We start from the raw sequence: 20602 nt of genomic DNA, 5'->3' as shown, positions 1-20602 counted from the left end.
CTCAGACGTTGACGCCGAAGTCCTGCGCGATACCGCGCAGACCAGAGGCATACCCCTGACCGACCGCGCGGAACTTCCACTCCGCGCCGTGGCGGTACAGCTCGCCGAAGACCATGGCGGTCTCGGTCGAGGCGTCCTCGGAGAGGTCGTAGCGGGCGATCTCGGCGCCGCCGGCCTGGTTGACGACGCGGATGAACGCGTTGCGCACCTGGCCGAAGGACTGCTGGCGGTTCTCGGCGTCGTAGATCGAGACCGGGAAGACGATCTTGGCCACATCGGCCGGCACGGTCGCCAGGCTGACCTTGACCTGCTCGTCGTCGCCCTCGCCCTCACCGGTGAGGTTGTCACCGGTGTGCTCGACCGAGCCGTCGGCGCTCTTCAGGTTGTTGAAGAAGACGAAGTCCTGGTCGTTGCGGACCTTGCCCTCTTCGCTCACCAGAATGGCGCTGGCGTCGAGGTCGAAGTCCGTACCGGTGGTGGTGCGGACGTCCCAGCCCAGACCGACGGTCACGGCGGTGAGGCCAGGGGCCTCCTTTGTCAGCGAGACGTTGCCGCCCTTGCTGAGGCTGACTCCCACGAGTCCCTCCATACGTTTTCAGGGGCAGCGCCCCAGTCGTGCGTTGGCATCGGATCAACGAGTGGATCCTAGTGACGGGTTCCCGGTCGAAACAGTCGATTCGCCCCGCGAATCGGAGATGTCGGTCCCGGACCGGCTCAGAGGGCGTCGAGGGCCTTGACGTAGTCGCCGAGGTCACGGGCGTCCGACAGGGCGTTCACGACGGTCCAGCGGACGACGCCCTCCTTGTCGATGACGAAGGTGCCGCGCACCGCGCAGCCCTTCTCCTCGTCGAAGACGCCGTAGGCGCGGGAGGCCTCGCCGTGCTTCCAGAAGTCGGAGAGCAGCGGGAAGTCCAGGTCCTCCTGGTCGCCGAAGACGCGCAGGGTGTGGATCGAGTCGTTGGAGACGGCGAGGAGCTGGGTGTCGTCGTTGACGAACGCCGGGAGGTTGTCGCGCAGCTCGCGCAGCTCTCCGGTGCAGACGCCGGTGAAGGCGAAGGGGTAGAAGAGCAGCACCACGTTCTTCTCGCCGCGGAACTCCGAGAGCTTCACGGTGCGTCCGTGGTTGTCCTTCAGCTCGAAGTCCGGGGCCTCGGTGCCGACCTCGATCGCCATCGCCACGCCACGCATCCCTTCGCCGGAACCCGGCCCAGATCTTGGGCCGAATCGGTGAGGCCAGCCTACGGCCTGCGCACGAAAACCCCCGCCGGAGGACCGGCGGGGGCTGTTCGTCACACGGTGATCAGCGCTTGGGGGCCACCAGACGGGCGCCCGCCCAGTCCTTGGCGACGCTGATGCTCTTGGTCTGGGAGAGACCAGCAGTCTGCGCGGCATCGTTGATATCGCTCGGCTCGATGTAGCCGTCACGGCCCGTCTTCGGCGTCAGCAGCCAGATCACGCCGCCGTCCTCCAGAAGACCGATGGCGTCCACCAGTGCGTCGGTGAGATCGCCGTCCTCGTCGCGGAACCAGAGCACAACGCCGTCGGCGACGTCGTCGTACTCCTCGTCCACGAGCTCGGCGCCGATGATGGACTCGATGCCTTCACGGAGATCCTGGTCGACGTCGTCGTCGTAACCGATCTCCTGGACCACCTGGCCAGGCTCGAACCCCAGCCTCGCTGCCGGGTTGGTCCGCTCCTCCGCGTGGTCCGCGGTCGCGCTCACGGCTTGCCTCCTGCTCATTCGGAAAATGCTGTGGGCCACGCGTATGCGCGCGGCGCTGGCCGTAGTCCACACGTGCCGGGGCTCATCGCGCAAGTACTGGGCCGCTGAGACCGCCGAAACGGTGACGTTTGGGGCCGTCTCGCCCCAACTTCCGGCACGCTCGGACCGCCCTTCGTGATCAGTCCCACATGATTCATCCCGGTTTACGGACTTCTGAGGTTTCAGTCTGCCGAACGCCCGGACGAAACGCATGCGCGAGTTGGGCGTAAGGTTGCGATTTGAACACATCCGAACACGTGGAGGACACCGCAGACACCGCTGGGCGCCTCCTAGGGGTTACCCCTCGGTAAATGTGACGTCTGGCGTCGACGGGGTACACGATGGACATCCCGACCACTTCGTGGCCCCGTGGGCACCACCGAACAGCGAAGGAAGAGCGTGGCTCCCGGATCCGATCGCAACCCGATCATCATTGGCGGCCTTCCCAGCCAGGTCCCGGATTTCGACCCGGAAGAGACCCAGGAATGGCTCGACTCCCTCGACGCGGCCGTCGACGAGCGGGGCCGTGAGCGCGCCCGCTACCTCATGCTCCGCCTGATCGAGCGGGCGCGCGAGAAGCGCGTGGCCGTGCCCGAGATGCGCAGCACGGATTACGTCAACACCATCGCCACCAAGGACGAGCCCTTCTTCCCCGGCAACGAGGAGATCGAGCGCAAGGTCCTCAACGCCACGCGGTGGAACGCGGCCGTGATGGTCTCGCGCGCCCAGCGCCCGGGCATCGGCGTCGGCGGTCACATCGCCACGTTCGCCTCCTCCGCCTCGCTCTACGACGTCGGCTTCAACCACTTCTTCCGCGGCAAGGACGAGGGCGACGGCGGCGACCAGATCTTCTTCCAGGGGCACGCCTCCCCCGGCATCTACGCCCGCGCCTACCTCCTGGACCGGCTGAACGACACCCAGCTCGACGGGTTCCGCCAGGAGAAGTCCAAGTACCCGAACGGCCTTTCGTCGTACCCGCACCCGCGACTGATGCCGGACTTCTGGGAGTTCCCGACGGTGTCGATGGGCCTCGGCCCGCTCGGCGCGATCTACCAGGCCCGGATGAACCGGTACATGGAGGCGCGCGGCATCGCCGACACCTCCAAGTCGCACGTCTGGGCGTTCCTCGGCGACGGCGAGATGGACGAGGTCGAGTCGCTCGGCCAGCTCTCCATCGCCGCCCGCGAGGGCCTGGACAACCTCACGTTCGTCGTCAACTGCAACCTCCAGCGGCTCGACGGCCCGGTCCGTGGCAACGGCAAGATCATCCAGGAGCTGGAGTCGATCTTCCGGGGCAACGGCTGGAACGTCATCAAGCTGATCTGGGACCGCTCCTGGGACCCGCTGCTCGCCCAGGACCGCGACGGCATCCTGGTGAACAAGCTGAACACCACCCCGGACGGCCAGTTCCAGACGTACGCGACGGAGACCGGCGGCTACATCCGCGACCACTTCTTCGGCGGCGACCACCGGCTGCGCGCGATGGTCGAGTCCATGTCGGACCAGCAGGTCCTGCACCTGGGCCGCGGCGGTCACGACCACAAGAAGATCTACGCGGCCTACGCGGCGGCGAAGGCGCACGCGGGCCAGCCGACCGTGATCCTCGCCCAGACCGTCAAGGGCTGGACGCTGGGCCCGAACTTCGAGGGCCGCAACGCGACCCACCAGATGAAGAAGCTGACGGTCGACGACCTCAAGCGCTTCCGCGACCGGCTGCACATCCCGGTGACGGACCGGCAGTTGGAGGACGGCCTGCCGCCGTACTACCACCCGGGACGGAACTCCGAGGAGATCCAGTACATGCACGACCGGCGCAGCTCGCTCGGCGGGTACGTGCCGACCCGTGTCGTGCGGGCGAAGCCGCTGGTCCTCCCCGACGACAAGACCTACGCGGCGGCCAAGAAGGGCTCGGGGCAGCAGTCGATCGCCACCACGATGGCCTTCGTCCGCATCCTGAAGGACCTCATGCGGGACAAGGAGATCGGCAAGCGCTTCGTGCTGATCGCCCCCGACGAGTACCGCACCTTCGGCATGGACGCCTTCTTCCCGAGCGCCAAGATCTACAACCCGCTGGGCCAGCAGTACGAGGCGGTGGACCGCGAACTCCTCCTCGCCTACAAGGAGTCGCCGACCGGCCAGATGCTGCACGACGGCATCTCCGAGGCCGGCTGCACGGCCTCGCTGATCGCCGCGGGCTCGGCGTACGCCACGCACGGCGAACCGCTGATCCCGGTGTACGTCTTCTACTCGATGTTCGGTTTCCAGCGGACCGGCGACCAGTTCTGGCAGATGGCCGACCAGCTGGCGCGCGGCTTCGTGCTCGGCGCCACCGCCGGCCGCACGACGCTGACCGGTGAGGGCCTCCAGCACGCGGACGGCCACTCGCACCTGCTGGCCTCGACCAACCCGGCCTGCATCGCCTACGACCCGGCGTACGGCTTCGAGATCGCGCACATCGTCAAGGACGGTCTGCGGCGGATGTACGGCCCGGCCGCCGAGGACGTCTTCTACTACCTGACCGTCTACAACGAGCCGATCCAGCACCCGGCCGAGCCGGAGAACGTGGACGTCGAGGGCATCCTCGCCGGTATCCACCGCTTCAAGCCGGCCGAGGCGGGGACGATCCCGGCGCAGATCATGGCCTCCGGTGTCGCCGTGCCGTGGGCGATCGAGGCGCAGCGGATCCTCGCCGAGGAGTGGAACGTCCGGGCCGACGTCTGGTCCGCGACCTCGTGGACCGAGCTGCGCCGCGAGGCCGTGGCCGTCGAGGAGCACAATCTGCTCCACCCCGACGAGGAGCAGCGCGTCCCGTACGTGACGCGCAAGCTCCAGGGCGCCGAGGGCCCGTTCGTGGCGGTCTCGGACTGGATGCGTGCGGTCCCGGACCAGATCTCCCGCTGGGTGCCGGGCACGTACACCTCGCTGGGCGCGGACGGCTTCGGCTTCGCGGACACGCGGGGTGCGGCCCGCCGCTACTTCCACATCGACGCCCAGTCGGTCGTGCTCTCGGTGCTGACCGAGCTCGCCCGCGCGGGCAAGGTCGACCGGTCGGCCCTGAAGCAGGCCGTGGACCGCTACCAGCTGCTCGACGTGGCGGCCGCCGACCCGGGCGCCGCGGGCGGCGACGCCTGAGTCCGTAGCGCGTAGCACCTGGTGAGGGGCGGTGGGGCCGACGGTCTCGCCGCCCTTCGGCGTTCTCTACGATGCCCGGCATGAGGGATCGCTGGGAAGAGCGCACACAGGTGCCGCTGCTGGTGCTGGCCGTGGGGTTCGGCATCGCGTACGCCGTGCCGATCGTCGCCCCCGGCGCCGACCCGTGGGTGCACCGGCTGTGCACCCACGTCGAGTGGACCGTGTGGGCCGCCTTCGCCCTGGACTACCTGGTCCGTCTCGCGCTCGCCCCGGCCCGCTGGGCCTTCGTCCGCTCCCACCCCCTGGATCTGCTCGCGGTCCTGCTGCCGATGGTGCAGCCGCTGCGGCTGCTGCGGGTCGTGTCCACGCTCCTCCTCGTGGGCCGGCGGGCCCGGATGGCCCCGCAGATAACGCTCACCACCTATGTGGCGGGCGCGGTGGTCGGGCTGATGATGTTCGGCTCGCTGGCCGTGCTGCACGTCGAGCGGGACGCCCCGGACGGCAACATCAAGACGCTCGGGGACGCGGTCTGGTGGTCCTTCACCACGATGACGACGGTCGGCTACGGCGACCACGCCCCGACCACGGGTCTCGGCCGGGTCCTCGCGGTCGGTCTGATGCTCTCGGGCATCGCCCTGCTGGGTGTGGTCACCGCCAACATCGCGGCCTGGTTCATCGCCCGCTTCGACCGGGACGACGCGGTGGAGCGCCGGCACACCGAGCTCCTGGAGGCACTGACCCGTGAGGTGCGGGAGCTGCGCGCGGAGGTCGCCCGGCTGTCGCCCCCGGTGGAGGCGCCCGCGCCGGACGGGGCGCCGGACGTCCCCGTGCCTACCGCTCCCAGATCTTGAACGCTCTGACCTCGTAGGGCGTCTGCGGCACCCAGGTCCCCCGCCCCGGGTAGGTCTCGAACTCCCCCGCCTCCGCGCACTCCGCCGACTGGTACGTGGTGACCGGCCGGCCCGTGCGGTTCGCGAGGGACTGGGCCGAGGTGCCGGGCGGCAGGGCGACACAGCTCTCGATGTCGGTCGTGGCCAGCTCGTGGCTCTGGGCCCGCCCCTTGAAGTCGGGCTTGGGCCAGAGGCAGAGCCGGCCGGGACCGCAGGCCCCGAGGGCGGTCCCGGACGGCGCGGCGGCCGCCGGGGCCGGGGCCGTCAGGAGCCCGGTGAGGAGTGCGGTCAGGGCGGCTGCGGCCGCCGTGGCGAGCACGGTCTTCGTCTTCGTATACGCGTACATGGCGATACAACCCCCGTTTGATTACTCTCCGTAATCAAAAGCATGGCGGAGGTCACTCACCGACGGAAGAGGGGCCGCCCCCGTTCACGCGAACGGGTGACGGCCCCCTACGGGAACCCTGAGCAGGGACCCGGCTACGGGCATCCGGCGGACGTCAGATGTGACCGCCCATGCCGCCCGCCTCCGCGTTCTCGCCGCGCTTGGTGAGCGTGGCGACGAGGGCCGCCACGACCGCGACGCCGCCGGCGACGGTGAAGGCCAGGCCCATGCCGTCCAGGAAGGTGTCGTGGATGACCCCGGAGATCTTGTCGAAGAGGTCGGGGGTCATCCCCGGCGCCTGCGCGAGCTCCGGCGGGGCCATGCCGAACTCGGCGGCCTCCTCCAGCTGCGGGTTTACCGGGGCCGGGATGCCGGCCTCCTTCCAGTTGTCCGCGAAGGAACCGGCCACCTTGGAGGACATGACGGCGCCGAGCACCGCCGTACCGAGCGCGCCGCCGACCTGCATGGCGGCCTGCTGCAGACCGCCGGCGACACCGGACAGCTCCAGCGGGGCGTTGCCGACGATGACCTCGGTGGCGCCGACCATGACCGGGGCGAGGCCCAGGCCGAGCAGCGCGAACCAGAGGGACATCACGAGCGTGCTCGTACCGTCCGAGAGCGTGATCATGCCGAACATCGCGACGGCCGTGCAGACCATGCCGCCGACCAGCGGGACCCGCGGGCCGAACTTGGTGATCAGGGCGCCCGCCAGCGGCGAGGAGACGATCATCATCGCGGTCAGCGGCAGCAGGCGCAGACCGGCGTCGATCGGGCCGAGCCCCTTCACGCCCTGGAGGTAGAACGTCACGAAGAACAGGCCGCCCATGAAGGCGAAGGCCATCAGGACCATCAGCACCACGCCGGCCGAGAGCGGCACGGAACGGAACATGCCGAGCGGGACGAGCGGCTCCTTGACCTTGGTCTCCCAGAAGGCGAAGACCAGGAAGAGCAGCAGCGCGCCGATCAGACAGCCCCACGTCTTGCCGTCGGTCCAGCCCCAGTCCGCGCCCGCCTGGATGATTCCCCAGATGAGCGAGCCCATGGCGCCGGAGAGCAGCAGGATGCCGAGGACGTCGAAGGAGCGCGGCGCGTTCTCGGCGCGGTGGTCCGTGAGGATCACCAGACCGAGCACGAGCGCGATCACACCGACCGGCACGTTGATGAAGAAGACGGACTGCCAGCTGACGTGCTCGACGAGGAAGCCGCCGAGGATCGGGCCGCCGGCCGTCGAGGCGCCGATGACCATGCCCCAGATGCCGATGGCCATGTTCAGCTTCTCGGCGGGGAAGGTGGCGCGCAGCAGGCCGAGCGCCGCCGGCATGAGCAGGGCGCCGAAGACGCCCTGGAGGACACGGAAGGTGATCACGGCCCCGATCGAGTCGGAGAGGCCGATCGCACCGGAGGCGGCGGCGAAGCCCGCGATGCCGATGAGGAAGGTCTGGCGGTGGCCGAAGCGGTCACCGAGCTTGCCTGCGGTGATCAGGGCGACGGCGAGCGCGAGCAGGTAGCCGTTGGTGATCCACTGGAGCTGGCCCAGTGTGGCGCCCAGGTCGGCCTGGATGGCGGGGTTGGCGATGGCGACGATCGTGCCGTCGAGCGCCACCATCATCACGCCCACGGCGACGGCGAACAGGGTCAGCCACGGGTGACCGCGCAGTCCCTTCGTCGGGGCCGGTACGGGTTCCCGGACGCCCCCATGACCCTGCGGGGCCTTTTCCACGGTGGTCTGACTAGTCATGGGAACGAGGCTAATGACAGTCACTGACAATTGACAAAGCGATTCACACGCCGGTAACTGTCACGTAGCTCACAGGTACCCTGCACTCGGACGAACCATCCGAAAACACGCCAGAGAAGAGGATTCGCGTTGACCGTGCCTGCCCCCGGCCTCCGTGAGCGGAAGAAGCAGCGCACGCACGACGCGCTGATCCGGGTCGCCCTGGAGCTCTTCACGGCCCAGGGGTACGAGCGGACCACCGTCGACGAGATCGTCGAGGCCGTCGAGGTCTCCCAGCGGACCTTCTTCCGCTACTTCGCCTCCAAGGAGGAGGTCGCCTTCGCCGTCCAGCACATGGTGGAGGAGCTGTTCGTGACCGCCCTCGCCCAGCGGCCGCCCGGCGAGGGCCCCTTCGACGCCCTGCGCCACGCCGTCCTGAGCGCCTGGGACCACGCGGGCGAGGCGATCGCCGAGGTCGTCCCGATCGAGCAGTACCTGCGGACCTTCCAGATGATCGAGTCGACGCCCGCGCTCCTCGCCGTCCATCTGCGCCGCTCGGCGGAGACGGAGGAGACGATCGCCCGGATCATCGCCGAACGGGAGGGCCTCGACGTGGACGAGGACCCGCGCCCCCGGATCGCGGTGGCGGCGTTCAGCGGCGTCATGCGGGTGACCGGCCAGATGTGGGTCCGGGGCACGGACCAGAGCCTGGAGGCCATCCGTGCCCTCACCGAGCGGTACCTCGACCACCTCGGCCCGGCGCTCGCCCCGCACTGGCGACCGCGGCCGGCCGGCGACGCCCCGTAGCGGCCCCGGTCCTGCGCGTCACACGGTTCGGCGACGCCGCGTAGGCGGTCCGTACCGCTCCGAAGTGCACGGCGGCAGGCTTTGGGCCGTTCGTGTCGGCCCCCGTAGGGTGGCGGCCCGTGACCTCCGCCGACGCCTCGCCCGCCCTCGCCGTGACGCGCACGCTCCTCGCGCTCGCCGTCGTGTTCGTGCTGCTCGCGACCACCGGGTGGACCACGATCCGGCACCGCCCCGAGCCCGGGCCGTCCCGCGCGACCGCGCTCGCCGCGTGGGCGCGCGACCGGGTCGGCCACCGCCCGCTGCCCGACCCGGCCACCACCCCGGCCCGTTCGGTCGCCGCGTTCTTCGCCCGGCTCGGGCCGGCCGGCGGTCTCCGGCTCGCCGAGCGGCACCCGCTCGTCGTCGGCAATCTCAACGGCGCCCCCGTCGCCCTCCGCTACCGCGCCAACCGGCACACGCTCGGTCTCGCCCTCGCCGCCGAGCGGGGCCGGGTCGACGACTCCCGGCTGTCCGCCGAGGGCCGCCACGAGGCGCGGCGCCGGTACGACCGCTTCGCCTCCCTGATGCGGCCCGGCCGCCAGGTCCTCGCCTTCGACCCGACGGGCAAGGGCCGCGCGGCCGAGGTGCTCGGCGACCTGGAGCGGGCCCGGCGGGTCTCGGTGATCGTGCCCGGCGTCGACACGACCCTGCTCACCTTCCAGAAGACCCACGGCCGGTACGCGGCTCCCGCCGGCATGGCCGAGGCACTGTTCGCCGCCGAGCGGCGGGCCTCCCCCGACGCGCGGGTCGCCGTCATCGCCTGGGCCGACTACACCGCGCCGGCCGGGGTCGGCGTCGACGCGATGACCGGCCGGCTCGCCGCGAACGGAGCCGTACGCCTCGTGGAGCTGACCTCGGCGCTGCCCGGGACCGCCCGGGTGGCGCTCTTCTGCCACAGCTACGGCTCCGTCCTGTGCGGGCTCGCCGCGCCCCGGCTGCCCGCCCGGGTGACGGATCTCGCCGTGGCCGGGAGCCCGGGCATGCGGGTCGAGCGCGCGGCGGACCTCTCCACCCGGGCCCGGGTGTGGGCCATGCGGGACGCGGACGACTGGATCGCGGACGTGCCGCACGTCGAGGTGGGCGGGGTGGGGCACGGCGCCGACCCGGTGGAACCGGAATTCGGCGCGCGGCTGCTCTCCGCGGGCGGAGCGATCGGCCACGGCGGCTATTTCGAGCCGGGTACGGAGAGCCTCGGCAACTTCGCGGCCATAGGGGTCGGGGAGTACCGGGAGCTGATCTGCGCACGTGCCGACAGCGCTTGCCACCACGGAATATCCGGGGCGGAAGGGTCCTGACGCGCGTAGATCACAGAATTTCCCGACCTTTCGCAGGGGCGACGCACGGGCACGCGCCGCTTACGATGAGGCGTATGGGTGATGTGCTGGCCGGAATTCATGCCACCTGGGAGTTCGAGAGCGATGCCCTCGTCATCCGCTTCGAACGGGGGAACCGCAACACGCCGAAGCTCTTCAGCGCGCTGCGCGAACGACGAGTACCGCACGAGGCGTTGGCGTCGGTGACGCTCACGCCCGGCAAGCGGGGCACCGTCGTGCTGCACGCCGTGCCCAGGCCCGGCGCGGATCCGCTGATGGAGGCGGCCGCGGGCCAGCTCAAGGAGGCCTGCGATCCGTACCGCCTGGTGCTGCCGGCGGACCGGGAGACGCTCGCCGAGTACTACCGGGACGAGCTGCGGGCGCTGCTTCCGCGGGACGCGGTGCATCCCGGGGATCCCCGGGATCCTGGGGACGCCGGTGACGGCGGTGACGGCGGTGACGGCGACGCCGAGCGGGACGCCGTGGTCGTGACGCCCACCGACGGCTTCCTGGTGGCCGCGCCCACGGGGCCGCAGTCCTTCAAGACGTACGACGGGCGGGCGAGCTTCGACGGGACGTCGGAGATCGCGTTCCGCTGGTCCTGGACGGGCGCGTCCTCGGAGAAGTGGAAGGCGGGCGACCAGACCTTCTCTGTACGGGAGCTCAGCGGCGTCGAGTGGCGCTCGCCGGAGATCCTCGACGGGTACCTGCGCCTGGTGCCCCGGGACGGCGCGCCCCGGCCCGCGCAGCCCGACCGGGACCCGGCCTCGGTCGTCTTCGGTCTCGGTCTCGGGCCGGTGCACGAGTCCCTCCCCTTCGCGGCGGCGGTCCTCGCGGCGATCCGGGGCAAGGACCGCGCGCCCGTCGCCGTACCGGCCGGCGCGGCGCGCCGCGACCCCGGGGTGGTCGCGGAAAGGATCCGGCACCTGGGCGACCTGCACCGGGCGGGGCTCGTGACGGACGAGGAGTTCTCGGCGAAGAAGGCGGAACTCCTCGCGGAGCTCTGAGCCGAGGGAGTCGTCACGGCCGAGGGAGTCGTCAGGGCCGCGCGAGCCCTCCGAGCGACGGGAGTCCTCCGAGCGACGGCAGTCCTCCGAGCGACGGCAGTCCTCCGAGCGACGGCAGTCGTCCGAGCCGAGGGAGTCGTCCGGGCCCCGACGTCATACCCCGGTATCGGGTCGCGGCCCCCTCCTTGGTATGACGCCTGCCGCCACACGTGCTGCCTACCCTGGGCGGGTCATGGCTACCGAACAGCGGCACGAGCCGCCCATCCGCCGCTTCAGCGCCCGGTCACGCGAGTTGTTCCAGGGCCTCGGGGTCGCGCTCTCCACCCCGACCACCCCCGGCGCTCCCCTGCTCGGCGAGGCCTCCTCGCGGTGGGTGCGGCTGCTGCCGTACGTCGTCGCCGTGGCCTTCGTGTCCTCGCTGCTGCCCTCCACGGTCACCGTCCTCGTCAACGACTACGGCGTCAACGGCGCCCTGGCCGGGGCCCTCGCCACCGCCCAGACCGCGCCGCTGCTGCTCGCCGTCTCGCGGCCCCTCCAGGCCTGGTGGGTGATCTTCACCGCCGACGTACTCGGCGCGCTCCCCCTCATCTCCTCCGACGGCCCCCACGCGGACCTGTGGCCCTGGACCGCGCCGGTCGTCGTCGGCTACTGCGCGCTGATGGTCGCGCTCGGCCTGCGCGAGTCCCGCCGGGCCCTGTTCGGCGTCTGGCTGGCGACCGGTGCGGCCGGGTACGTCCTGGAGGTCTTCCGCCCCGACGGCGACACCAGCCTCCACACGCTGCTGCTCGTCCTGAGCGGCGTGCTGCTGCTCCTCACCTCGGCCGTCCGCGCCCGGGGCGACGCGCAGCGGCGGCTCGTCGAGCAGGAGACCATCAGCGAGGCCGAACGGTCCCGCCGCACGCTCCTGGAGGAGCGGGCGCGGATCGCGCGCGAGCTGCACGACGTCGTCGCCCACCACATGTCCGTGATCACCGTGCAGGCGGACTCGGCGCCGTACCGCATCCCCGACCTCCCGGACGCGGCCCGCGAGGAGTTCACCTCCATCGCGACGAGCGCGCGCGAGTCGCTGGCCGAGATGCGGCGGCTGCTCACCGTGCTGCGCAGCGACGGCAGCGAGGGCGAGCGGGCCCCGCAGCCGGGTCTCGACCGGGTCCAGCAGCTGGTGGAGGCGACGGTACGGGCCGGGGTGCCGGCCGAGCTGTCGCTCGCCGCCGACCTCGGGGACGTACCGCAGGCGGTGGACCTGTCCGCGTACCGGATCGTGCAGGAGGCCCTCGCCAACGTCGTCCGGCACGCGCCGGGCGCGGCGACCCGGGTGTCGGTCCGGCCGTCGGACGACGGGTGGCTGACGGTCCTCGTCGTCAACGGGCCGGGCGCGGAGGCGGGTTCCGGGGTGGAGCGCGGTGCCGCCGGCACCGGGCACGGCCTCGTCGGCATGCGGGAGCGCGTACGGTTGACGGGCGGCTCGCTGGACACCGGGCCGCTGCCGGACGGCGGCTTCCGGGTGGCCGCACGGCTCCCGCTGACGGCGGACCCGGCGCCCGCGTGACCGGCCAGGCGACGGCCCCGACCCCCAAGGACCCCGAGTGACCATCCGCGTGATCATCGTCGACGACCAGGCCATGGTGCGGGCCGGTTTCGCCGCGCTGCTCGCCGCGCAGCCCGACATCGACGTGGTGGGCGAGGCGCCGGACGGGCGGCAGGGCGTGGACGTGGCCCGTTCGACGCATCCGGACGTCGTATTGATGGACGTGCGGATGCCGGAGCTGGACGGGCTCGCGGCGGCCCGGGAGATCCTCCACCCGCCGACCGGCGTCACGCACCGGCCGAAGGTGCTCATGCTGACCACCTTCGACGTGGACGACTACGTGTACGAGGCGCTGCGCGCGGGCGCGTCCGGCTTCCTCCTGAAGGACGCGCCGCCCGCCGACCTCATCGCGGCGGTACGGATCGTGGCGGCGGGCGAGGCGCTGCTCGCGCCGTCCGTGACCCGCCGGCTCATCGCCGACTTCGCCGCCTCCCGGCCCGCCCCGCGCCGGGACTCCACGGCGCTGCGCCTGAACGGTCTCACCCCGCGCGAGACGGAGGTCCTGGAGCTGATCGCCCGGGGGCTGTCCAACCAGGAGATCGCGGAGCATCTGGTCCTCGCGGAGCAGACGGTGAAGACCCACATCGGGCGGGTCCTCGCCAAGCTGGACCTGCGCGACCGGGCGCAGGCCGTGGTCTTCGCGTACGAGTCGGGCCTGGTGACCCCCGGCACGACCTGAGCCGCCCCGCAGAGGCTCCTCCCGGGGTTCCGCGTCCGCGACCCGGGGGAAAACCCCACCCCCGCCGGGGGGTTGGCTGCTCATCCACCCCCTACCCCGGTATCAACCCGTGGTTGGCCCCCCGGTGTGACGTGCCGTCACCCGTCGTCTTCCTACCTTCCTCTCGCCGACGAAAGGGCGAGAACCGGAGAGGGAGGGCGACCCCATGCGCCGCTTTGCGAGGACCCTGACCACCGTGGCCCTGGTGGCCACCGTGATCGCCGGGACGGCCGGCTGGGCGTCCGGGAACGCCCAGGAGCCCGTCACCGGCGCCCCGGTCGGGACGGGGGCGTGGCGGGATGCGGGGCTGCCGGACCCCGAGGGGATGAGCCCGGCCGGGACCGCGCGGTTCTTCGCGGGACTCGCTCCCGTACGACAGCAGGAGCTGGCCCGGACGCACCCGACGGTCGTCGGGAACCTCGACGGCGCTCCCCTGGCCCTGCGGTACGAGGCCAACGACCGTGCCGCGCAAGGCCGGTTCGCCGGGGCGCGGGTCCTGGCCCACGATCCGCGCGGCCGGGGGCAGCTCGCCCTCGTGTACGGGGACCTGGCGCGGGCCGAGCACGTCGCCGTGATCGTGCCCGGCTCCGACGTCGACACCGACCACGTCACGCCGCTCGCCGACATGGCGCGGGCCCTGCACCGGGCGACCGGCGGCCGTACGGCGGTCGTCGCCTGGGCCGGGTACACCACCCCCGTCGGCGTCGGCCTGGACGCGGCCACCGGCCGGCTCGCCGAGGCCGGGGCGGACCGTCTCACCCGCTTCGTGGACGGTCTCGCGGCCGTCAGGCCCGCCGGGGCCGCCGAGCCGTCCGTGTTCTGCCACAGCTACGGCTCCGTCGTCTGCGGCCTCGCCGCACACGAGCTGAAGGCGAAGGACCTCGTGGTCTTCGGCTCCCCCGGGATGCGCGCCGCGAACGTCGCCGAGCTCGGCACCTCCGCCCGTGTCTGGGCGGCGAAGGATCCCACCGACTGGATCGACCGGATCCCGAACGTCGAGGTCGCGGGGCTCGGCCACGGCGCCGACCCCACCGACCCGGACTTCGGGGCCCGCCGGGTCCCGGCCGAGGACGCCACCGGCCACGGCGGCTACTTCGCGCCCGGCACCAGCTCCCTGCGCACGTTCGCCGCGATCGCCGAGGGAGACGTCCGATGAGCACGCTGACGACGATGGCCCGGAAGACGGCATCGACGATCGAGTCCGGCACCCCCGCCCACCGCGACCGGGCGATCGACGGGCTCCGCGCCCTCGCCCTGCTCGCCGTGCCGACCGGGCACTGGCTGCTCGGCGGCTTCACCCTCTCCTCCGACGGGGCCCTCCACAACGCCAGCCCGCTGGGCACCTTCGCCGGGCTCGCCCCGGTCAGCTGGGTCCTCCAGATGCTGGGGATCTTCTTCCTCGTCGGCGGCTACGCCTCCGTCCTCTCCTACCGGCGCCGCAAGGGCTCGACGGGCGAGTGGCTGAAGGGCCGGCTGGCCCGGCTCGGCCGCCCGGTGCTCGGGGTCACCGCCGTGTGGGCGGCGCTGCTGCCGCTGCTCCACTTCGGCCTCGGCGTGCCCGTGGACACCCTGCGGACGGCGTCCACGCTGGTGATCCAGCCGCTCTGGTTCGTCGGGGTCTACACGGTGGTCACCGCGCTCACCCCGTACTGCGTCCGGGTCGCCCGCCGCCTCGGCGTCTGGGCCGCGGCGCCGCTGCTCGCCTCGGTCGCCGTCGTCGACTTCCTGCGGTACGGGCCGTACGCCGACGCCGTACCGTCCTGGCTGAGCCTCCTGAACATCCTGCCCGGCTGGCTCTTCGCCTATCAGCTCGGCGTCTCCTGGGGCGAGGGCCGGGTCACCCGGCGCCACGCCTGGGCGCTGCTCGCCGGCGGCGCCGCGCTCTTCGCCGCCCTGCTCGTCTGGTTCGGCTACCCGGCGTCCATGGTCGGCGTCCCCGGCGAGGCCCGCACCAACTCGCACCCGCCGTCGCTGCTCGTCCTCGCCCTCGCCGCCGCGCAGAGCGGTGCGGCGATCCTGCTCCGCGACCGGCTCGGCAGGCTCCTGAAGCGGCCCGCGCTGTGGGCGCCGGTCGTGGTGGTCAACCTGTCCGCGATGACGATCCTGTGCTGGCACCAGACGGCGATGCTCGCGGCGGCGATCCCCGGCTCGTACCTCGGAGAGATCCCCGGCCTGGTCGGCGCGCCGGACTCGGTCGGCTGGATCCTGGCCCGGCTGGCCTGGATGCCGGTCTTCGCCGGACTGCTCCTCCTCATCGGGCGGTTCGCGCGGGGCTTCGAGTCCCCGTGGACGAAGACCGGTCCGGCCCGCCGCACGGTGGCGGGGCTCCTCGCGGCGGGCTTCGCGGTCTTCGCCCTGGGGCTGGCGTGAGCGTGGTCGCCGACCTCGCGGGACGGCGGTGTCGGATCTCGCGGGACGGGGGCCTCAGCCCTCGCCGGACCGCGGTGTCAGACCTCGCGGGACCGCGGTGTCAGACCTCGCGGGACAGGGACGTGAACCGCATGTCGGGGTACCGGTCGCCCGCCACCAGGCCGGCGATCGGCTCCAGTTCGGCCAGTTCGGCCGTGGTGAGGGTGATCCGGGTGGCGGCAGCGTTCTCCTCCAGGCGGGAGCGCTTGCGGGTGCCGGGGATGGGGACGACCGTCAGGCCGTGCACGGCGGACCGCTGCTGCACCCAGGCGAGGGCGATCTGCGCCGGGGTGGCGCCGTGCGCGGCGGCGATCTTCCGGACCGGGTCGAGCAGGGCGGCGTTCCGCTCCGCGTTCTCGCCGGTGAACCGGGGCTGGTGCCGGCGGAAGTCGTCGTCCGTCAGGTCCTTGCCGGCGTCCGCGAACGCCCCGGTCAGGAAGCCCCGGCCGAGCGGCGAGTACGGCACGAGGGTCACCCCGAGCTCGGCGGCGACGCCGACGGCGCTGCGCTCCACGTCCCGGGAGAAGAGCGACCACTCCGACTGGAGGGCGGCGATCGGGTGCACCGCGTGGGCCTCGCGCAGTTCGGGACCGGTCACCTCGCTCAGCCCCAGGAAGCGGACCTTGCCCTCCTGGACGAGCTCGGCCATCGCGCCGACGGACTCGGCGAACGGGACGTCGGGGTCGCGGCGGTGCATGTAGTAGAGGTCGATCGTGTCGACGCCGAGCCGGCGCAGGCTGTCCTCCGCGGCCCGCTTGACGTACGCGGGGTCGTTGCGGATGCCCCGGTACGCCGGGTCGTCGGCGCGCCGCTCGATGGCGAACTTGGTGGCGAGGGTGATCTCGTCGCGGTGGGCGGCGACGAAGGGCGCGAGGAACTCCTCGTTGGCGCCGCTCCCGTAGACGTCGGCCGTGTCGATCAGGGTGACGCCGGCCTCCAGGGCCGCGTCGAGGGTGTCGCGGGCCGCGGTCTCGTCGGTGTCTCCGTAGAACTCGCTGATGCCCATGGCTCCGAAGCCCTGGACGCCGATCTCCGGGCCGTCCTGGCCGCCGAGACGTACGGTGTCGATCCTGGTCATGTGGGGGTGCCTCCGCTTGCGGTTCCGTAGTGGCCGATCTTGACGTCGAGCACGGCGAGCGTGTCCTGGAGCTCGGTGATCCGGGCGAGGACGTCCCGCCGGGTGGTCTCCAGGAGCTCCCGTCGTTCGTCCCTGGTGTGATCGCCCTCGCGGACGAGTTCGGCGTACCGGACCATGTCGGCGACGGGCATGCCGGTCAGCCGCAGCTTGCCGACGAAGGCCAGCCAGCCGAGGTCGCGCTCGCCGAAGCGGCGCTGCCCGGTGTGCGAGCGGTCGACGTGCGGCATCAGGCCGATCCGCTCGTACCAGCGCAGGGTGTGCGCCGAGAGGCCGGTCAGGGCGGCGACCTCGCTGATGGTGTAGTGCGCCCGGGTCCCGCTCGTGCCGGTGGCCGTGCTCGTCGCCGCACTCGTCGCCGTACTCGCCGCCGCACTCGTCGCTGTACTCATCGCCGTCATCGCCGCCGTCGTCGTCGCCGTGCTCGTGCTCGCGATCGCGCTCATGCCCCCACGCTAAAACGTTGGAGTGCACTCGAAGCAAGTAGGCTCGGCCCCATGCAGAGCAGCAGCGTGCCGAGCCTGGCGTCGATCGAGAACTGGCCCGTCCCCACCGCGGCCGCCGCCGTCGTCCGTGCGGACGGCACCCTGGCCGGGACCCACGGCCCCACCGGGCGGCGTTTCCCGCTCGCCTCGGTCACCAAGCCGCTCGCGGCGTACGCCGTCCTCGTCGCGTACGAGGAGGGGGCGATCGACCTCGACGAGCCCGCCGGGCCCGAGGGCGCGACCGTCCGCCACCTGCTGGCCCACACCTCGGGGCTCGCCTTCGACGAGAACCGGGTCATGGCGGCCCCCGGCACCCGCCGGATCTACTCCAACACCGGCTTCGAGGCGCTCGGCGACCACGTCGCCAAGGCGACCGACATCCCCTTCGCCGAGTATCTGCACCAGGCGGTCCTGGAGCCGCTCGGCATGGTCTCGACGACGCTGGAGGGCTCGCCCGCCAAGGACGGCGTGTCGACCGTCGACGACCTGGTGCGGTTCGCCGCCGAGGTGCAGGCGCCCCGGCTGCTCGACGCCCGGACCGTCCTCGACGCGATGACCGTCACGTACCCCGGTCTGACCGGCATCCTGCCCGGTTACGGGCACCAGCGGCCGAACGACTGGGGGCTCGGCTTCGAGATCCGCGACGGCAAGTCCCCGCACTGGACGGGCGCCACCTCCTCGCCGCGCACCTTCGGGCACTTCGGGCAGTCCGGGACGTTCCTGTGGATCGATCCGGACGCGCGGGCCGCGTGCGTGGCCCTCACCGACCGGCCCTTCGGGCCGTGGGCGGTCGAGGCCTGGCCGCCGTTCACGGACGCGGTCCTCGCGGAGCTGCGCGCGGCCTGAGCACGTCCTGAGCACGTCCTGAGCGCGTCCTGAGCGCGTCCTGAGCGCGTCCTGAGCGCGTCCTGAGCGCGTCCTGAGCGCGTCCTGAGCGCGGCCAGGCGCGGCCTGACCGGGCGCTATTCGCCGGACGCCCCCGACGCCCCGGCCGCCCCCAGCGTCTCCGCGCAGGTGGCCGGCGCCAGGAAGCCGTCGAGGCCGGCGACGGCCACCTCCGTCCGGCCTTCCGGATCGTCCGCGTAGCCGGCCGTGCACACCAGCTGGCGGACGGCCGCCGGCGGCAGGTCCGTGACCTTGAACGGGGCCCGCAGCCGCAGCAGTCGGCCGGCCTGCGAGCCGGCGGGCCTCTCCACCTGGACCTGCGGAGCGCCGACGCCGCGCGGCAGGGCGGTGGTCAGGCCCGCGGCGGCCTCGGCCCCGCTCGGCCCGGCGAGGAGCGCGGAGAGCACCTTGGTGCCGGGCATGTGCGCGCCCGGGATCTTCTGGTCGGCGCCCGTGCCGGATCCGTCGGCGTGGCCCCGGGCGTTCCCCGAGAGGTCGACCTCGCCGGTGGAGTCCGGGCTCCCGAACCCGACGTCACGGGCCACCGGCATGGAGCGGCCGTCCGGGCCGACGAAGTACAGCACCATCCGGGACCCGGGATTCGGCGCGACGAGGACGGTCGCGGCGGCGCCCGCCTCGACGACGTCGGTCCCCTGGATGCCGCAGCCGGCCAGCGGCAGGAGCCCGGCCAGGGCCGCGAGGGCCGCGAGGCCCGGCCGGCGGCGGGTCACCGGGGCATCCTCACGGTGAAGACGGCGCCGCCGCCGGGATGGTTGGCGGCCTCCACGGTGCCTCCGTGCAGTCGGACGTTCTCCAGGGTGATCGCGAGGCCGAGGCCACTGCCCGCCGAGCGCGTCCGGGCCGGGTCCGCCTTGTAGAAGCGGTCGAAGACGTGCGGCAGGACGTCCGGGTGGATGCCAGGACCCCGGTCGGCGACCTCCGTCACGAAGTGGTCCCCCTCCTCGTACACCCGGACGGTCACGGGCGCGCCGCCGTGCCGCAGGGCGTTGCCGACGAGGTTGGCGACGACGACGTCGAAGCGGCGCGGGTCGAGGCGGGCCCTGATGCCCGGGGCGAGGTCCGGGACGACGGACGCGGGGTCGGTCCAGTGCCGGTTCCGGAGGGTCATGCGGACGCAGTCGGCGGCGTCGACCTCGTCGGTGTGGAGCTCGGCGGCGCGCGCGTCGAAGCGGGAGATCTCCATCAGGTCCTCCACGAGGACGGCGAGCCGGCCGGTCTCGGCGCTGATCAGCCGGACGGCGCGGGCGGTGTCGCTGTCCAGGGTCCCGGAGTCGGCGTCCTCGTCGAGGACCTCGGTGACGGCGAGCATGCCGGCGAGCGGGGTGCGCAGCTCGTGCGAGACGTCGGAGGCGAAGCGGCGGGCGCGGGTCTCGGCGCGGCGGAGTTCGGCGACGGACCGTTCGAGCTCGGCGGCGGACTCGTTGAACGTGCGGGCGAGGTCGGAGAGTTCGTCGCTGCCCTTGGCCTGGATCCGGGTGTCGAGCCGGCCGCGGCCCATGTTGTGGGCGGCGAGCCGCAGCTCGCGTACGGGGCGGAGGACGCCGCGCGCGGCGAGGAGAGCGGGGATCAGGGCGACGGCGAGGGCGGGGAGGGCTCCGTCGCGGGCGGCGGTGACCATGGCCTCGATGTTGGCCTCCTCCTCGTCGAGCTCCATGACGGCGTAGAAGACGAGGCCGGTGGGCTGCGTGGCGTCGTCGTTCGGGGAGAGGGCGTAGAAGACGGTGGGGACGGCCATCGTCAGGTACGGGATGCCGTTCTTGACGACGCGCTGGAAGCTGCCGTGCGGGGCGGCGGACGCGTTGGCCCGGGCCCGCAGCTCGGGGGTGATGACGGAGGAGGTGGGGCGGTCGGCGGAGGAGACGCGGAGAGCGCCGTACTCGGCGTAGACGCGCCAGGGGCGGGGCTTCCCTTGGCGGGCGATCAGGAGGACCTGGCTCTTCACGGTGTCGGCCTCGACGGGCAGGGAGGTGCCGAGGCCCTGGACCTGCTCGCGGAAGGCGGACATGGCGGTGTCCTGGACCTGCTCCAGGATGGCGTTGCGGGCGGCCCGGTAGGTGAGGGCGGCGGTGGTGCCGCAGCCGACGGCCGCGACGAGCAGGAACGCGAGGACGAGCCGGGTGCGCAGGCCGAAGGGGCGCGTGCGGGGGCCGCGGGCCCTCCGGCGGCGGGGGGCCGGTTCGGGTCCGGAGCCGGCGTCCGGTTCGCGCCCGGCCTCCGGATCCGGACCCACGCGGGTCTTCACGCGGGTCTTCACGCCGGTCTCCACGCCGGTCTCCACGCCGGTCTCCACACGGGTCTTCACGCCGCCG

Annotated in this window: 19 protein-coding genes; 10 read left to right on the top strand and 9 right to left on the bottom strand. The window is 72.5% G+C overall.

The genetic code is table 11. The features are described 5' to 3' along the window. Position 1: 1 nt before the first annotated feature. The 3 genes from ACZ6K0_RS16180 to ACZ6K0_RS16170 form a co-directional block, all read right to left on the bottom strand. Positions 2–577, bottom strand: a complete 576-nt coding sequence (locus tag ACZ6K0_RS16180) for a TerD family protein (RefSeq protein WP_026058190.1) — start codon at positions 575–577, stop codon at positions 2–4. Positions 578–714: 137 nt separating this feature from the next. Continuing rightward, on the bottom strand, positions 715–1173 hold the full coding sequence (locus ACZ6K0_RS16175; RefSeq protein WP_376405232.1) for a peroxiredoxin: 459 nt from the start codon (positions 1171–1173) through the stop codon (positions 715–717). Between the two features lie 127 nt (positions 1174–1300). Continuing rightward, positions 1301–1723, bottom strand: coding sequence for a DUF3052 domain-containing protein (locus ACZ6K0_RS16170; protein ID WP_376405138.1), 423 nt, complete (start codon positions 1721–1723; stop codon positions 1301–1303). Between the two features lie 438 nt (positions 1724–2161). On the opposite strand from ACZ6K0_RS16170, the gene aceE reads away from it, so the two are divergent. Together aceE and ACZ6K0_RS16160 are read left to right on the top strand one after the other, a co-directional pair. Then, positions 2162–4894 carry a pyruvate dehydrogenase (acetyl-transferring), homodimeric type gene (gene aceE / locus ACZ6K0_RS16165; protein ID WP_469228652.1) on the top strand — a complete coding sequence of 911 codons (2733 nt, stop codon included), beginning with the start codon at positions 2162–2164 and terminating at the stop codon, positions 4892–4894. 71 nt (positions 4895–4965) lie between these two features. Then, positions 4966–5745, top strand: a complete 780-nt coding sequence (locus ACZ6K0_RS16160) for a potassium channel family protein (protein WP_469228654.1) — start codon at positions 4966–4968, stop codon at positions 5743–5745. Here ACZ6K0_RS16160 and ACZ6K0_RS16155 read toward each other — a convergent pair. Beyond that, a complete protein-coding gene (locus ACZ6K0_RS16155; protein ID WP_469228656.1) occupies positions 5726–6130 on the bottom strand; it encodes a peptidase inhibitor family I36 protein in 405 nt (134 codons plus the stop codon). The genes ACZ6K0_RS16160 and ACZ6K0_RS16155 overlap by 20 nt on opposite strands. Before the next feature lie 154 nt (positions 6131–6284). Continuing rightward, on the bottom strand, positions 6285–7907 hold the full coding sequence (locus ACZ6K0_RS16150) for an MFS transporter (protein ID WP_376405146.1): 1623 nt from the start codon (positions 7905–7907) through the stop codon (positions 6285–6287). Between the two features lie 135 nt (positions 7908–8042). On the opposite strand from ACZ6K0_RS16150, the gene ACZ6K0_RS16145 reads away from it, so the two are divergent. The 7 genes from ACZ6K0_RS16145 to ACZ6K0_RS16115 all read left to right on the top strand — a co-directional run bounded on the left by ACZ6K0_RS16145 (position 8043) and on the right by ACZ6K0_RS16115 (position 15728). Next, complete coding sequence (locus tag ACZ6K0_RS16145; protein WP_469228845.1) at positions 8043–8693, top strand: TetR family transcriptional regulator; 651 nt, start codon at positions 8043–8045, stop codon at positions 8691–8693. A gap of 119 nt (positions 8694–8812) precedes the next feature. Then, positions 8813–10027: an alpha/beta hydrolase gene (locus tag ACZ6K0_RS16140; protein ID WP_376405148.1), complete on the top strand. Its 1215-nt coding sequence runs from the start codon at positions 8813–8815 to the stop codon at positions 10025–10027. Between the two features lie 74 nt (positions 10028–10101). Beyond that, positions 10102–11052, top strand: a complete 951-nt coding sequence (locus ACZ6K0_RS16135; protein WP_469228658.1) for a DUF4429 domain-containing protein — start codon at positions 10102–10104, stop codon at positions 11050–11052. 232 nt (positions 11053–11284) lie between these two features. Beyond that, on the top strand, positions 11285–12601 hold the full coding sequence (locus ACZ6K0_RS16130; protein ID WP_376405152.1) for a sensor histidine kinase: 1317 nt from the start codon (positions 11285–11287) through the stop codon (positions 12599–12601). 37 nt (positions 12602–12638) lie between these two features. Beyond that, positions 12639–13319, top strand: coding sequence for a response regulator (locus ACZ6K0_RS16125; RefSeq protein WP_376405154.1), 681 nt, complete (start codon positions 12639–12641; stop codon positions 13317–13319). A gap of 205 nt (positions 13320–13524) precedes the next feature. Then, a complete protein-coding gene (locus tag ACZ6K0_RS16120; protein ID WP_469228661.1) occupies positions 13525–14514 on the top strand; it encodes an alpha/beta hydrolase in 990 nt (329 codons plus the stop codon). Further along, entirely contained in the window at positions 14511–15728 is a 1218-nt protein-coding gene (locus ACZ6K0_RS16115; RefSeq protein ID WP_469228662.1) for an acyltransferase family protein, read from the top strand. Before ACZ6K0_RS16120 ends, ACZ6K0_RS16115 begins: the two co-directional genes overlap by 4 nt. Before the next feature lie 100 nt (positions 15729–15828). Here the strand turns inward: ACZ6K0_RS16115 and ACZ6K0_RS16110 are convergent, their stop codons facing one another. Beyond that, entirely contained in the window at positions 15829–16845 is a 1017-nt protein-coding gene (locus ACZ6K0_RS16110) for an aldo/keto reductase (protein WP_469228664.1), read from the bottom strand. Continuing rightward, positions 16842–17303: a MerR family transcriptional regulator gene (locus tag ACZ6K0_RS16105; RefSeq protein ID WP_469228847.1), complete on the bottom strand. Its 462-nt coding sequence runs from the start codon at positions 17301–17303 to the stop codon at positions 16842–16844. The genes ACZ6K0_RS16110 and ACZ6K0_RS16105 overlap by 4 nt, the downstream gene beginning before the upstream one ends. Positions 17304–17414: 111 nt before the next feature. Between ACZ6K0_RS16105 and ACZ6K0_RS16100 the strand changes: the two genes are divergently transcribed. After that, positions 17415–18233, top strand: coding sequence for a serine hydrolase domain-containing protein (locus ACZ6K0_RS16100; protein WP_376405238.1), 819 nt, complete (start codon positions 17415–17417; stop codon positions 18231–18233). Between the two features lie 116 nt (positions 18234–18349). On the opposite strand, the gene ACZ6K0_RS16095 is transcribed toward ACZ6K0_RS16100, so the two are convergent. Next, the gene (locus ACZ6K0_RS16095) at positions 18350–19003 is read right to left on the bottom strand and encodes a hypothetical protein (protein WP_469228665.1); all 654 of its coding nucleotides are present in this window, start codon (positions 19001–19003) and stop codon (positions 18350–18352) included. After that, positions 19000–20535 (bottom strand): ATP-binding protein, encoded by a 1536-nt coding sequence (locus ACZ6K0_RS16090; RefSeq protein ID WP_376405240.1) that lies wholly within the window; start codon positions 20533–20535, stop codon positions 19000–19002. The genes ACZ6K0_RS16095 and ACZ6K0_RS16090 overlap by 4 nt, the downstream gene beginning before the upstream one ends. Positions 20536–20602: the final 67 nt, after the last annotated feature.

It is taken from the genome of Streptomyces sp. NPDC042346, assembly GCF_055581845.1.
This window is presented reverse-complemented; position numbering and strand designations above follow the sequence as displayed.